This window comes from Myroides profundi, from assembly GCF_000833025.1.
Classification (GTDB): domain Bacteria; phylum Bacteroidota; class Bacteroidia; order Flavobacteriales; family Flavobacteriaceae; genus Flavobacterium; species Flavobacterium profundi_A.
This window is the reverse complement of the sequence record NZ_CP010817.1, coordinates 1,994,454-2,009,711: the sequence shown is the minus strand read 5'-3', so window position 1 is coordinate 2,009,711 and position 15,258 is coordinate 1,994,454. Positions and strand designations below refer to the sequence as shown.

At 32.3% G+C, this 15,258-nt stretch carries 14 protein-coding genes; 7 read left to right on the top strand and 7 right to left on the bottom strand.

Annotated features, from left to right (window positions below; all coding sequences use genetic code 11):
• The first annotated feature begins 128 nt into the window (after positions 1 to 128).
• Entirely contained in the window at positions 129 to 1,301 is a 1,173-nt protein-coding gene (locus MPR_RS08805; RefSeq protein WP_041891692.1) for a proline dehydrogenase family protein, read from the top strand.
• Between the two features lie 99 nt (positions 1,302 to 1,400).
• Here the strand turns inward: MPR_RS08805 and MPR_RS08800 are convergent, their stop codons facing one another.
• From MPR_RS08800 to MPR_RS08785, 4 genes are all read right to left on the bottom strand, one after another.
• Complete coding sequence (locus MPR_RS08800) at positions 1,401 to 2,009, bottom strand: porin family protein (protein ID WP_041895312.1); 609 nt, start codon at positions 2,007 to 2,009, stop codon at positions 1,401 to 1,403.
• A 31-nt stretch (positions 2,010 to 2,040) separates the two neighbouring features.
• Positions 2,041 to 2,631, bottom strand: a complete 591-nt coding sequence (locus MPR_RS08795; protein WP_041891689.1) for a hypothetical protein — start codon at positions 2,629 to 2,631, stop codon at positions 2,041 to 2,043.
• Positions 2,632 to 2,916: 285 nt separating this feature from the next.
• On the bottom strand, positions 2,917 to 3,579 hold the full coding sequence (gene ung / locus MPR_RS08790) for a uracil-DNA glycosylase (protein ID WP_041891687.1): 663 nt from the start codon (positions 3,577 to 3,579) through the stop codon (positions 2,917 to 2,919).
• 126 nt (positions 3,580 to 3,705) lie between these two features.
• Positions 3,706 to 4,344, bottom strand: coding sequence for a LexA family transcriptional regulator (locus tag MPR_RS08785; RefSeq protein WP_041891683.1), 639 nt, complete (start codon positions 4,342 to 4,344; stop codon positions 3,706 to 3,708).
• Positions 4,345 to 5,147: 803 nt separating this feature from the next.
• On the opposite strand from MPR_RS08785, the gene MPR_RS08780 reads away from it, so the two are divergent.
• From MPR_RS08780 to MPR_RS08770, 3 genes are read left to right on the top strand one after another with little or no spacing between them, the layout of a single operon-like run.
• Complete coding sequence (locus MPR_RS08780) at positions 5,148 to 6,428, top strand: TolC family protein (protein WP_041891680.1); 1,281 nt, start codon at positions 5,148 to 5,150, stop codon at positions 6,426 to 6,428.
• 18 nt (positions 6,429 to 6,446) lie between these two features.
• Entirely contained in the window at positions 6,447 to 7,547 is a 1,101-nt protein-coding gene (locus MPR_RS08775; protein WP_041891677.1) for an efflux RND transporter periplasmic adaptor subunit, read from the top strand.
• A gap of 19 nt (positions 7,548 to 7,566) precedes the next feature.
• Positions 7,567 to 10,653 (top strand): efflux RND transporter permease subunit, encoded by a 3,087-nt coding sequence (locus MPR_RS08770; protein ID WP_041891674.1) that lies wholly within the window; start codon positions 7,567 to 7,569, stop codon positions 10,651 to 10,653.
• Positions 10,654 to 10,720: 67 nt separating this feature from the next.
• On the opposite strand, the gene MPR_RS08765 is transcribed toward MPR_RS08770, so the two are convergent.
• On the bottom strand, positions 10,721 to 11,554 hold the full coding sequence (locus tag MPR_RS08765) for an AraC family transcriptional regulator (protein WP_041891672.1): 834 nt from the start codon (positions 11,552 to 11,554) through the stop codon (positions 10,721 to 10,723).
• 97 nt (positions 11,555 to 11,651) lie between these two features.
• On the opposite strand from MPR_RS08765, the gene MPR_RS08760 reads away from it, so the two are divergent.
• The 3 genes from MPR_RS08760 (at position 11,652) to MPR_RS08750 (ending at position 13,713) form a co-directional block, all read left to right on the top strand.
• A complete protein-coding gene (locus MPR_RS08760) occupies positions 11,652 to 12,818 on the top strand; it encodes an MFS transporter (RefSeq protein ID WP_041891670.1) in 1,167 nt (388 codons plus the stop codon).
• A 167-nt stretch (positions 12,819 to 12,985) separates the two neighbouring features.
• Positions 12,986 to 13,354 carry a DNA/RNA non-specific endonuclease gene (locus MPR_RS08755; RefSeq protein WP_041891667.1) on the top strand — a complete coding sequence of 123 codons (369 nt, stop codon included), beginning with the start codon at positions 12,986 to 12,988 and terminating at the stop codon, positions 13,352 to 13,354.
• Positions 13,348 to 13,713, top strand: coding sequence for a DUF2200 domain-containing protein (locus MPR_RS08750; protein ID WP_041891664.1), 366 nt, complete (start codon positions 13,348 to 13,350; stop codon positions 13,711 to 13,713). The genes MPR_RS08755 and MPR_RS08750 overlap by 7 nt, the downstream gene beginning before the upstream one ends.
• A 112-nt stretch (positions 13,714 to 13,825) precedes the next feature.
• Here the strand turns inward: MPR_RS08750 and MPR_RS08745 are convergent, their stop codons facing one another.
• Positions 13,826 to 14,431, bottom strand: coding sequence for a Crp/Fnr family transcriptional regulator (locus MPR_RS08745; RefSeq protein WP_041891660.1), 606 nt, complete (start codon positions 14,429 to 14,431; stop codon positions 13,826 to 13,828).
• A 172-nt stretch (positions 14,432 to 14,603) separates the two neighbouring features.
• A complete protein-coding gene (locus tag MPR_RS08740; protein WP_041891658.1) occupies positions 14,604 to 15,218 on the bottom strand; it encodes a GNAT family N-acetyltransferase in 615 nt (204 codons plus the stop codon).
• Between the last annotated feature and the right edge of the window lie 40 nt (positions 15,219 to 15,258).

The window sequence follows — 15,258 nt, the reverse complement described above, 5'->3', positions numbered from 1 at the left end:
TTTAACACTTTATAATCACTAAGCCATTAAAAAATATCACATATTTTAAATAAGAAGATAAATACCAAAAACTATTAAATTATTACTAAAAGAGTAATTATATTTGCCTAACGAATTTACTTTTTATAATGAAAAATTTATTTAATAATACTGAAGTAGCTTTTGCTCTTAAAAATAATAAAGAATTAAAAAGAGCACATTTTTTATTCAAAATGATCAGCAAACCAACTTTAGTAAAACTTGGTTCTTCCCTTGCAAATTTTGCAATTAAAACTCATTTGCCTGTTACTGGTTTAATCCGTTCAACTGTATTCGATCACTTCTGTGGTGGTATTAGTGAAGATGACTGCTTAACTGTAGTAGATAATATGTACGCTAAAGGTGGTGTGGCATCAGTTTTAGATTATTCTGTAGAAGGTAAAGAAACTGAAAAGCAATTCGACGCTGCTCTAAACATGACGATTAAGACAATCGAGTATGCTAAACAACGTCCAGACTCTATTCCTTTTGCTGTATTTAAACCTACTGGATTTGGTAGATTTGATATGTTTGTGAAAAAAGGAGAGAAAGTAGCTTTCACTGCTGAAGAAGAAAAAGAATGGGAACGTATCGTTTACCGTTTTAACATGGCTTGTAAGTATGCTTATGATCATGGTGTACTTTTATTAATCGATGCTGAACACAGCTGGATGCAAGATGCTGCTGATGATATCGCATTAGACATGATGAGAAAGTATAACAAAGAGAAAGCATTAATCTATAATACTGCTCAGATGTATCGTTGGGATAGATTACAGTATTTAAAAGATCTACACGCTATCGCTAAAGCTGAAGGATTCCATGTAGGGATGAAAGTAGTACGTGGTGCTTATATGGAGGTAGAACGCGAAAGAGCTACTGAGAGAGGATATAAATCTCCTATCTGTGTAGACAAAGCTGCTACTGATGTAAACTATGATGCTGGGGTAACGTATATGTTAGAGAACATAGACTCTATGGCTATCTTCGCTGGTACTCATAACGAGAAGAGTTCTTACCTAATCATGGATTTAATGGAGAAACACAATATCTCTCATACAGATCGTAGATTATACTTCGGACAGCTGTACGGAATGAGTGATAATATTAGCTTTAACTTAGCGAAAGAGAAGTTTAATGTAGCTAAATACTTACCATTCGGACCTGTACGTGATGTAATTCCTTACTTAATCAGACGTGCAGAAGAAAATACTTCTGTTGCTGGTCAAACAAATAGAGAGTTAGATCTTATCGAAACTGAACTAAAAAGAAGAAAACTGTAATTAATTACGGATTTAGAATTATAGTTACCCGTCTAAGGTAATTCATCATAAAAAAACGGAAGCTGATAAGGCTTCCGTTTTTTTTATACTCTTATTAGGCTAGAACTTATAGCCTACTCCTACCATAAATGCAAAGTTTTTATTACTAGCAGGAACATCCTTAAAGACATCGATTACTCCAAAACTAGTTCTCATATCAATAAACAGATCATTTCCAAAATCATAACCTAGACCTGCATTAAGCCCTAAGTCAAACTTATTTACAGCACTTCCTATATCTCCTGTCTTTCCATTCATTTCGGCTTCTGTTTTAACTGCAAAGTTAAATTGTGGTCCGACTTGAATATTGAAACCTTTGGTTACAAAAACCTTAGCCATTACTGGCACAGCGATATAGTTTAATTTTACTTTCCCATCATAAGAGGCAGTAGATATCCAAGGAATATCAAGACTCTCTAACTTACCTCCCATTGTAGTGTATAAAAGCTCTCCTTGCAATGCAAATCGCTTAGAAAATTTAGCTTCTACCACACCTCCAATATGAAAACCTGATTTACCAACGATGTCATCTATATTGGTAACCATAGTTTGATTAAATCCAGCTTTAACCCCAAAGCTTACTTTGGTCTTTCCTTCTTCATGATGCTGAGCTACCGCAGCTGTAGATATAGCCATAAAAGCTAATGTAGTAAGTAGTAATTTTTTCATATTTAATAATTTTAGTGTTTGTATATTTTCTTTAAAAATCACCTAGTACTAATAAGTTTGTTTCCATGTCTGTATCTTTAGGAACTAGTAGTGATACATTGTATTGGTTTTGAACATATTTTAAATGGTCAATATTTAAATAATTGCCAATTAATTCAGTGCATTCTTTTGCACTTCTCTTTCCGCAGAGTATACCAAAGAATTGAACCTCTGTTTCTACTTCAAGGGATAATTGTTCATCAAAATCTTCATCTGCATAAATGTCAATAGTAGCAGACATTTTCACTATTATTTTGCTATCAACTTTTCTAAAGTTAACTTTTGCATTATACACCCCTGTATGTTCATAAACATAAAAAAGAGCTCTAGGCTTCCCCTCCTCTTCTTGATAATCTTCCCATTCTATATCATATCCTGCAATATCTTGCCATTGATTCAGTTCATTAGGATTGATAAATAATAATAGCTCTGAATTAAAATACAGGCCCCTTCTATTTAATCTACCCTTAGTGTCTTCAGCCTTTATTTGTAATCCAAAGACTAACTGTTTTATTGAACTATCCATAAAAGCATCTAAATAAGCATACTTTACCTCAAACTCTTGGTTTTTTATTTTAAACATATCAAAACAAACTAAGTTAATTACATTTTTTACTTAAAAGATGGAAGATACTGCTACGCGAAGTCTCCCGACTTCGTGTTATTAGACAATATTACCTTATATACAGTCCTGCACAAGGCTCTGTCACCGCTGCGCGAAGTCTCCCGACTTCGTGTTATTAGATAATATTACTTTGTATACAGTCCTTCACAAGGTTCTGTGTCTACATTATCTATCCATTAAGAAGGGATTCTTCCTTTAGAATCGCCCACACAAGAGAATAGTGCTATAGACAAAAATTCTTAATTAAATCTTCCAATCAATTGATTTGATTCCTTTAGACTCCAAGTAAGCATTGGTTTGAGAAAAAGGTTTACTACCATAAAAACCTCTATAAACAGATAAAGGAGATGGATGTACTGTTTCTATTACAAAATGTTTAGAACGATCGATATTCTTTCCTTTCTTTTGAGCATAGCTCCCCCATAGAATAAATACAATATTCTCTCTATGTTTGCTTAGTTGTTCTATTACAGCATCTGTGAATTTCTCCCAACCTAACTTCTGATGTGAGCCAGCTTTCTTCTCCTCTACAGTTAATGTGGCATTTAATAGAAATACTCCTTGTTCTGCCCACTTCGTCAAATCACCATTTATATTTCTAATTCCTAAATCATCTTCTAGCTCTTTATAAATATTCTGTAAACTAGGTGGTAACTTTACACCTTTACTTACACTAAAAGAAAGACCATTGGCCTGAAAGGCACCGTGATAAGGATCTTGTCCTATGATAACCACTTTAACATCCTCGAAGTCTACTAATTCGAATGCTGTATAAACCTCTTCTTTAGGAGGATACACCATAGTAGTTTCATATAAACAATCAATATTCTCTATTAGTGTTTTAAAATAAGGAGAAGTCATTTCTGCTGCTAAATGCTTATTCCAACCTTTTGCTTTTAGTTTCATTCTTTTTTTCTTCAAATATAAGCTTTCAACTAAAATATTAAACTAGTTTTACAGTGAAAAACTAAAAGAAAAGAGTAGTTAATTACTATTATTTAACTACTCTTTTCGCTTAGTATCTCTCATTGATTATATCTCAGATATTCCTTTCATTTGTGGTAAAAAAGCACCTCTAATACAGAAGAGTTCTTTTACATCATCTATTTTTACTTGTATATTCTCAAATGTAGGATTATCGCTAATCAATAACAGTGTATTATCATCTACCATTCTCTTGAATCGATAGATTACAATCCCTTTTCCTTTAAGCACAAATAGATAGACATGCCATAACTGTAACTCTTCTATCTGAATACGCTTAGTAATCACATAAGAAGTCATTTTAATAGTAGGATACATATTATCTACTGATACCTGAAAAGCTGTATCTACCTCTTCTACTGTTGGAAAAACATAGCTCGGTGCTGTTGCCAAAGTCTTCTCTGGATCTAAGAAATACTCGAAGTGATGATCTATAGAAATCATTTTCACCTTTCTCTTGTGATAACTACTGTTATAAACAGCTGTAGAATCTGAGAAGAATAATTCATTTAGATCTATTTTGTGTTCTTTACACAAAGCTATTAATCCTTCATATTGTAAACTATCTCTCTTTTTCCACGAAGAAATAGTATTGGGTTTAACATCAAGAATATCTGCTAGCTGTAAATCTGTCTTTATTCCTAGCATTCTCTTTAGTTTCTTAATTACTCCTGTTGCATTTTGCATAGCTTTTAATTTTTAGTGTTTGTTTTAATTCTATTTACTTTTTGTCTTTTTTCTTATGAGTAAGGCACTTTGCAAGGCTTAAATGATAATATTCAAATATTTTAGCGAGTGGCCTTTTGTACAGTTCTTCTAGTATAGTAGTCTAAAGTGCCACATTATGAATTCAATCTAAAACCACGTTATAAAGCCCATATGAGGCTATTATTGATTTTTAAACAAATCATTAAACCTTTATTCTATCATTACTCATATAGTACAAAATACAAAATATAAATACTAATAAATCATAATATTCAAACAATACACCTTATTAGATGTGTAATAATTCGCAATAATATATCTATAAATGTGTTTTACAATTATTTTGCCAATTATTTTTCTTTTTTAAGAAATTACATTTGGTCAACTATTTACAATAAAGCACTGATTACAAAGTAGATTGACATATTTCAACATCACAATACGCAGTGTGGCATTGAAGTAAATCTGATTAATTGTATATTTTTTTGGTTAAAAGTCGTTTTTGGCTTCTTTTTTGTAATACTCGTTTTGTAAAGAATTTAGGTTTGATGAAAAAAGAGTATCTGTTAAACTTTTTAGTTAAATAGAATAAGCATTCTAAGTAGAAAAAATAGAGGATTAAAATAACCTAACATCAATAAAGAGATTGAATATTGCGATTCTTAAAAAGAATTATCACTGTGGTTCTAATCATTTTCTAATGTTGTTTTAATCTCTCTCTAATGCAACTCAAAGTTCTCTATAAGTCCTAAGTAATAATTTTGACCTTAAAATAAAAGACAATGTTTAAAAACACTTTATTAACCATTCTATCGGCTTTTGTACTAAGTACTTATGCACAAGATAACTCAGTTAAAGCACTGAAATTATCTAAAGAAGAAGCAGAAGCGCTCTTCTTAGAGCAGAACTTAGAGCTTATCGCAAAGAACTTAGAAATATCTCAAGCAGAAGCACAATTATTACAAGCAAAGTTATGGCCTAACCCTACTTTTGAAGTTTCAGAGATTAACTTCTGGAAGACTACAGATATAGAAGAACAGCCTAAACTTATTGGCAATTGGGGTGAAGCACAACAATACGCTTTTAGAGTAGAGCAATTGATTCAAACTGGAGGTAAACGCAGAAAGACCATCGACCTACAGAAATTAACAATAGAAGAAAAACAACAGGAGTTCGAAAGTATTATACGTGAGCTTAAGTTAGAACTAAGAGGTAATCTGTCTGACTTACAAATACTTCAAGAACAACAAAAGATATACGAAAAACAAATAGAAAGTACTAAATCCCTAATTAGTGCATACAAGAACCAATTAGATCAAGGGAATATTAGTCAAGCACAATACATTCGCTTAAAAGCAGCAGAGCTTCAGTTTAAAAAAGAATTGGTCAACATCAATAAAGAACTTGAAGAAGCTGTAAAAGACTTTAAAAACTTTATCAATATTGGGAGTAACACCCTGGTCGTTATTACTGATAAACTAGTAGCTCCTGAGAAAGAGATATCTGAACTAGAATTAGAAAATTGGATTATCACTGCTCAGGAACAACGCCCAGATGCATTAAAAAGCAGAACATTAGAAAAGCAATCTGAAAAGCGATTAGAAATAGAGAAAGCACAGCGAGTTCCTGATATTACACTAGGAGTTGATTATGATAGAGGTGGTAATATTATGCGTGATTTTGTTGGTTTTGGAATCTCTTTTGACTTACCCATCTTTGATAGAAATAAAGGAGGAATTAAAGAGGCTAAAATAGATATAGAGTTAGCCAAACTCGACACACAAAGTAAGCTAAACGAGATTGCTAATGATATAGTTGAAGCCTTTAGAAATTATTATCACGCTGAACAACTCTATAAAGATATAGATAGCGAATATGAGCAACAATTAGATCAACTACTAGACGCATATTTAAAGAACTTTCAAAAGAGAAATGTGAGTTTAATCGAATATTTAGACTTTGTAGAAGCTTATATAGAGAATAAAACAATTCTATTAGAAACTAAGAAAGATCTAAATGATCATTTTGAAAAACTACAATACGCAGTAGGACAAGATTTATAAAAACTAAACTAATTGACAATGACAAAATATTCTATACTTACATTAGCCTTACTAAACATGGTTCTGATGAGCTGTAATAAGGGAGAACAAAATAATGAAGAGATAACTAAAGAACAAGAGTGCCTATCTGAAGCGATGAAAAGCACGCTCAATATGGAGAAAGTCACACTGAGACCTATAGAGCGAAGTCTAACACTTAATGGTTATATCGATTATAACCAAGATAAAACAGTTCCTTACAATAGTCTAGTAGATGGATTAGTTACTAATACTTATTTCTCTCTAGGAGATTATGTTACGAAAGGGCAATTATTAGCTGAAATAAAAAGTACTGATACGAATGAAATATACAGTGAATTAAAAGCTAGTGAAGCAGAATTAAAAGTAGCTAAGCGCGAGTTAGAATCAGTAGAATCAATGTATAAAGATGGTATTGCTTCTCAAAAAGAGTTAATCGAAGCTCAAGAGGATGTCAGAACACTGAATAGTAAAGTAGTTGCTGTGAGAAGTAGTCTAGCGATATTCAATAGTCGTGGTGAATCTGGAGTAGTAAATGTAGTAGCTCCTCAGTCGGGTTATATCGTTACTAAAAGCGTTAGTACTGGAATGACTGTAAATGCTGGTGATGAACCTTTGTTTACGATAGCTGATTTATCTGATGTATGGATCATGGCTAATGTATATGCTGCAAATATGCGCAATGTACAGCCAAATCAAGAAGTAAAAGTATCTACCCTAGCTTATCCTGATGAATATTTTGCTGGAAAAGTAACTAAAGTATCTCAAGTATTTGATGCTGAAGAGAGAGTCCTAAAAGCTCGTATTTCAATGGAGAATAAAGAGATGAAACTAAAGCCTGGAATGTCTGCTGATATCATTATTCAGTTAGAAACAAACGAAGGTAAATCTCTTGCTATCCCTAATACTGCTATCATATTTGATAACAACCAAAACTATGTAGTAGTTTATAAAAATGATTGTGAACAAGAAGTTAGAAAGATCACTCCTGTCTCTAAAAACAATATTTATACCTATGTAGCAGATGGTGTAAAAGAGAATGAAATGGTCGTAACTACTAATGAATTACTTATTTATGAGCAATTAACTAATAAATTGTAATTCGTAAAAGCCTTTATTTATGCAAAAATTCGTAAAAAATATAGTATCCTTTTCACTTAAAAATACATTCATCGTCATCTTCGGTGTATTGTTATTATTGTTTGGAGGGATTTATAGTTATATACACACACCTATTGAAGCCTTTCCTGATGTGACGAATACCCGTGCACGTATTATCACACAGTGGCCTGGTCGTAGTGCAGAAGAAGTAGAAAAATTTATTACCCTTCCTATTTCAAAGGAGGTTAACACCATTCCTAATAAAGCAGAGGTAAGATCTATCTCTTTATTTGGACTATCTGTTGTAACAGTATTGTTTAATGATGAAGTAGATGACTTCTTCGCTCAACAATATGCTTCTAACAGAATGGGGAATGTAAATCTGCCTGAAGGAGCTGATTTTGAAATAGAACCACCTTCTGGAGCAACAGGAGAAATCTTTAGGTACATCATTAAGAGTGACCTTCCTATCAAAGAAGTTACTGCTATTCAAGATTGGGTAATAGAACGAGAATTATTATCTGTACCTGGAGTGGCTGATGTAGTAAGCTTTGGAGGTGAAGAAAAAATATTTGAAATACAGATTAACCCTACTGAATTAATTAATTACGACTTATCTCCTTTAGATGTATATGAAGCTGTAGAAAAAAGTAATATTAATGTAGGTGGAGATGTTATCCAACGTGGTGATCAAGCTTATGTAGTAAGAGGTGTAGGATTACTAGACAATGTTGAAGATATCGAGAACATCCTTATCGAGGTAAAAGGAAGTACACCAATTCTAGTAAAACACGTAGCTAATGTCGTGGTATCAGCCAAACCACGCTTAGGACAAGTTGCTTTTCAAGACGATGATGATGTCGTACAAGGAATCGTAGTAATGCTTAGAGGTGAAAACCCTAGTGCAGTTATCGAAGGGCTAAAAGATAAAATAGCAGACTTAAACGAGCGTATTTTACCTAAAAATGTTCAAATAGAAACAGTCGTAGATAGAACTAACCTTGTAAATACAACAGTACACACCGTATCTAAGAACTTAGTAGAAGGAGTTATTTTAGTATCCATTATTGTATTTATTTTCTTGTATAATTGGCGTACTACATTTATCGTTGCTTCTGTTATTCCACTGGCTTTCTTATTTGCTATCATCATGCTGAAGATACAAGGGTTACCTGCCAACCTAATTTCAATGGGAGCATTAGACTTTGGGTTGTTGTTAGAAGGAACTTTAGTTATTGTCGAACATGTCTTTGTAGGTCTAGAGAAACGAGCTGAACAGGTAGGAATGGCGAGATTCAATAGAATGTCTAAATTAGGTACTATTAAGAAAAGTGCAAGTAGTGTAGCCAGCTATATTTTCTTTGCATTATTAATTCTAATCGTCGCTTTAATGCCTATCTTCTCTTTCCAAAAAGTAGAAGGTAAGATGTTCTCTCCCCTAGCCTTTACATTAGGTTATGCTCTATTAGGATCGCTAATATTGAGTTTGACTTATGTACCTGCTATGTGTAAAATCTTATTAACTAAAGATATCAAAGAACGTGAGAATGTTATTTCTCGTTTCTTTAAGAACAATATCTATAAGATGTTTAATTGGAGTTTTACCCATAAGAAGTTAACTCTTTCGATGTTTATAGGTTTACTTGTTATCTGTGGAGTTAGATTCCATTATTATGGTTCAGAATTCTTGCCTAAGTTAAACGAGGGGGCTTTATATATTAGAGCTACATTACCTAGTAGTATTAACTTAGATGAATCTGTAAGATTAGCTAAAGAAATGAAAGCTAAGATTAGAGAGTTTGATGAAGTTAAATTTGTATTGACACAGACAGGTCGTCCTAATGATGGTACTGACCCTACAGGATTCTTTAATATCGAATTTCACACTGAACTAAAACCAGAAAGTGAATGGACGCGTAAGATAACAAAAGACAAACTTCTAGAAGAGATTCGTCTGAAATTAGAGAACTACCCTGGTGTTAATTTTGGATTCAGTCAACCAATACAAGATAACGTAGAAGAATATGTAGCTGGTGTTAAGAGTTCTCTTGTAATCAAGATATTCGGAGATGATTTATTCGAATTAGAGAAATATGCTAACCAAGTAGCCAAAAGCATCAAAGATGTCGAAGGGGTTACAGACTTAAATGTATTTAAAAATATTGGTCAGCCTGAACTCAGAATTAAGCTTCACGATCATAAAATGGCTAAGTATGCTGTAACAACAGCAGATGCTCAGGCTGTAATCGCTATGACTATCGGTGGACAAGCAGCTACTACCCTGTATGAGAATGAGAGAATGTTTGACGTTGTCCTTCGTTTCAACAAAGAATATAGAGATTCAGATGATAAAATTGGTGATATCTTAATTCCTTCACTTGATGGTAAACAAGTGCCATTAAAAGAGATTGCTACGATAGATTATCACACTGGCCCTGCCTTTATTTATAGAGAAGGTGGTAGTAGATATATTGGTATAGGATTTAGTATTGAAGGAAGAGACTTAGGAAGTACTATTGCTGAAGCAAGAGCTAAAGTAGATAAAGAAGTAAAATTGCCTGCTATCAATAAAATGGAATGGGCAGGAGAATTTGAAAGTAAAGAGCGTGCTGCAAATCAATTAATGCTTGTTGTACCTGTTTCTTTGATTCTAATTCTTGTATTACTTTACTTCAACTTTGGTAATGTAAAAGATACTGCTATTGCAGCCTTAACTATTCCTTTTGCTTTTATCGGTGGTTTTGTATCACTTTGGGCAACTGGCACGATATTTGGAATATCAGCAGGGATAGGATTTATTATTCTTTTTGGAGTAGCTACTATTGATGGTATTGTACTTATTGGAGTTATGAGAGAAAACTTACAACATCGCATGCCATTAAAAGAAGCAATAAAAGAAGGAGTAAAAAGCCGAATAAGACCGGTAGTAATGATTGCATTGATGGGGTCTATGGGATTACTTCCTGCAGCTTTATCAAATGGAATGGGATCAGAAATACAGAAACCATTAGCTATTATGATTGTAGGAGGACTAATCATCTGTATGATTTTATCCTTTACTATCTTACCACAAGTATTCTATTGGGCTTATAGAAATAAGAAGTAGATTTTTTCATATATTTTTTTTTGGAGGGACACTTTGTCAAAAGATAAAGTGTCCCTTTTTTATTTCTTTATTTTTCTCTTTTAAACTGTAAAGGAGTTAGCGCAGTGTGTTTCACAAAATATTTAGTAAAATGACTCGCATCTGTAAAACCAAACTCTAAGGCTATTGCTGATAAATTATGATCACTGTGCTTAATTCTTTTCTTGATCATTTCTATTTTTAAGCCATTTGTATACTGTGTCAAACTCATTCCCATATTAGTTGAAAAATAGTTTCTAAATCCTGATTCTGATAGTCCAAAATAATCACTCAACCTTTTGAGTACTAACTTCTCTGGAGCATGAATATTAGCATGAATATAATTCTGTATTCTCTCTATTTTAGAAGTATCATACTGATCTATTATATGCGTATTATCAGCCGTATATTTATCCATTAATAACAATACACTTCTTAGTAGATTAGTATGTAATTCTGACACTTGTTTATTATTAACCTCCCACTCTATAATCATTAAATCAATAATTGATATAATCTTATTAATCAGCTCTATTTCAATACCATTCCCTTTACTAACCTCCCATCTTCTACCTAAGTTAATCAGTAGGTTATCCCAATAATCTGTTATACTAGCATTGACTCCATCTTTAACTGCGCTAGGCAAAAACTTGATGACTCTAAACCTTGTTTTTTCTTCTATATAAAAATGATGACTATCTTCTGGTGAGAGAAAGAATATCGTATTTCCTTGATAAGTAGATTGCTCTTTATTTAAATCGTGTATACCACTCCCCTCACTGATCAGCATTAATTCATAATGATTGTGATTATGGTAAGTAAATGGCCACTCTTCTGTGCGAAAATGCCTTAAAAACAAAGGTTCGAACTGTACTAACTTCATCTTACAAACATAGCGAAATATACTATTAATATAACATAATATACAAAAGTGTATTTGATAACTCTACTACATTTGCCTGCTTAACGAACTAAACAATATGTCAATCAAAAACAAAGAAAAATATGCCATCCCTATTATGGCATTTACTGCAGGAACTATTGTAGCCAATGTCTACTATAGCCAACCCATTTTAAAAAACATTGCTGAAACACTAGGAGAGCCTGAAGCTGCAGTAGGCAAAGTATCTATGCTAGCTCAAATAGGTTATGGTATAGGTATGTTTTTCCTACTTCCTTTAGGAGATAAAATTAATAGAAAGCGATTAATCATTGCGATATCTATTGTACAGATATTTGTATTAATGTGTATTGCTAATACCACTCATTTAAACTTCTTATTGATCTTGAGCTTTTTAGCTGGTGTATGCTCTACTCCTGCCCAAATTATTTTACCCATGGCAGCTCTATTAAACAAAGAGAATAGAGGGAAAAGCGTAGGGATTGTTTTTAGTGGAATATTATGTGGTATTCTTGGTTCACGTCTAGTTAGTGGATGGTTAACAGATTTATGGGGATGGCAGAGTGTCTTTACCTTTTCAGGGATCATGATCTTTATTAGTATTATACTGATGTGGCAATTTCTACCTAATGCGCCTATTAAGTTTAAGGGTAGTTATATACAGTTATTGCAATCTACATTTCGCTTAGTCAAAGAACACAAAACACTACGTCAAGCTGCTTTGTTAGGTTCCTTGACCTTTGGGATATTCTGCTCTTTCTGGACTACACTTACTTTTCACTTAAGTGGAGCTCCCTTTAATTATACACCATCTATGATAGGTATGTTTGCGATAGTCGCTATCGGAGGAGCCTTAGTAGCTCCTTATTTTGGCAAATTAGCAGATAAAGGACAAGTCTTTCAAAACTTATTCCTAACGATTTCATTAATAATTATTAGCCTTGTAGGAATGCTTATTTTCCCGAATTCTATTCTAATTTTAATTATTGCTATATTCTTATTAGACATTGGAGTTCAGGCAACGCAAATTACTAATTTCACTCGTATCTACGCTCTTAGTGAAGAAGCTCATAGTAGATTAAACACAGTCTATATGACTGCTTATTTCATAGGAGCTGGTATAGGAACTTTCTTTGGTCTGATTAGCTGGAGTATCAATGGATGGCTAGGATCCTTGACCCAAATGTTGTTGTGGAGTTTCTTAGCATTAGGTATAGTCTTTCTATCTAAGAAAGGAAAATTATAGTCCCCACTTTATTAGTTTAACCTATAGCACTCTAGAGTTAAAAGATGTAACTTTTAATTCTAGAGTGCTATTTTAATATAATGACTACTCCTAGTATATTTATAGATTGTAGAATCAAAAAAATAGTTTATATTGAACTCACTATTAACTAACTAAACGATTATACAATGGGGATTTTTGATATTTTTAAAAGAAAACCACCTGCTGTTGAACCAACAGATACTTGTGATTACACTCAAATATGTAGTCATAAGGAAGCAGAAAGACATTTTAATAAAGGTCATTTAGATAAGCTACATCTTATTGGTTTAGCTTTTGGTGGAGATGACTCCCCTTTTAATATTTTATATGTTTCACCAGAAGCTGCTCTTCAAAAAAGAGAAATAGATAATTATATTGTTGACTTACTTCAACAAGGTTCTAAAGTGCAATACAAGGCCTTTCCTGAGTATAAAGGCAATAGTTTTATCCCTTCTAAGGTTATTATAGAAGTAGACGACGATCAGACATTTACGAAAGAAATTGAAATATGGTAAATAAAGATATGGAGAATCATAAGATATACAGTACCTCTTTTGCTAGTGTATATCCTCATTATATTGCTAAAGCAGAGAAAAAAGGCAGAACAAAAGAAGAGGTAGATACTATTATAGAGTGGCTTACAGGATATGATCAATGCTCTTTAGTTCAAATAATAGATACTAAAGTAGACTTTGAGACCTTCTTTGCTAAAGCTCCTCTGATTAATCCTAATATCAATCAAATAAAAGGAGTTATCTGTGGATATCGTGTAGAGGATATTGAACACCCACTTATGCAAAAAATACGTTATCTAGATAAACTCATTGATGAGCTAGCTAAAGGAAAAGCAATGGATAAAATACTAAGAAAATAAATAACTACGAAAGTTTGAGGTTATACAGCTTTAGAAAATGAAGACAGACATATTATCTAAAAGATTAGAACAAGTATTATAAATAAAAGCCTCTAAAGTTAGAGGCTTTTATTTATAATACTATTTTCCCTTTTATAATCCTTAATTTATTACTATTCTTTAATCTTTTAATACTTCGTATCACTGTTTCTATTCTTAAACCAGTCATATCTGCTATTTCTTTTCTAGTCAAATCAACAATGTACAAATCTTGTTTAATTAAAGGATGTTGCCAATTTGCCTTGCCATAATTTAATAAAGTTAGTACTCTTTTTTCTGCATCTTGAGCAGATATTTTAGGTGCCATTACTCCTTGAAAATATAACTTCCTAGATAAGTTAGAACTAATTAATAAAGAGAAATCATGGTTCTCTTTAATAAGAGACAAAAAGATTTCCTGCTTTAATTTTAATATTTCTGTTGGTTCAACAGCAATAGCATTACAAATATAAGTAGTCTTTAGAAAGATTGTTGTTTCTCCAAAGTTTTGCCCTTGAGAATAGAAACTATAGATAAATTCTTTTCTTTCATCTTCATCATCATATGTATTTAATTTTATTTCCCCTTTTACTATATAGTAAAAATAGTCAGGAGCCATTCCTTGTTCAAAAATTATATCGTCCTTCTCATAGAAAACTGTCTGTGCGCCATATTTTTTCAATAATTTTATATTCATCATAAGGATAAAATATTAATTCTATACTAAAGATATCACATTATATGCCAATATGAGAACTTAAACTGTTAATAATTAAACTAAAAAACACAATAGCCAATAATATATGATGAATATCACCTATATAATTCAATTCTATGTTAAAAAGCACTCTTATTAACTAGAATAAAACGATCTAAATTCTGTTATTAATTAAAAATTGTATCTTTTCTTTAGCTTTTTCCCATTCGTCGTCTAATATACTATAGTAAGCAGCACTCCTAGTTGTTCCATCATTCTGTATTTTATCCTTTCTTAGAATACCTTCAAAGACTCCTCCTATCTTCTCTATGGCTTTTCTAGAGCGAATATTAGTGTCTTTTGTTTTCAGTTGTACACGATTTGTTTTTAGTACTTCAAAGCAATAAGTCAAGAGTAGTAATTTACATTCCAGATTCACTACACTCCCCCAGTATTCTTGTGTTATCCAAGTCCATCCAATTTCTAATTTCTTGTCTGCTTCATATATTTCAAAGAATCGTGTAGAACCTATAATCTTCTGTGTTCTTTTATCAATAATAACGAATGGATATTGTATTCCTTTTTCTCTTGCAGCTAAAGCATTTTGATAGTTATCATAAAAAGTATCTCTATCAGAACAATCTGTAGGCACTAATCTCCAAAGCTCTTTATCCGCACTAGCCTGATATAGCTCTTCTAAATGCTCTTTCTCTAAAGGGATAAGATTTACTGTTGTCCCTTCTAATACTGTTGGATATGGAATCCAGTGTGTGTTGTTATTTTTAGCCATAATTATTTATATAACTCCTTTATTTAAGAGCATAATTAGT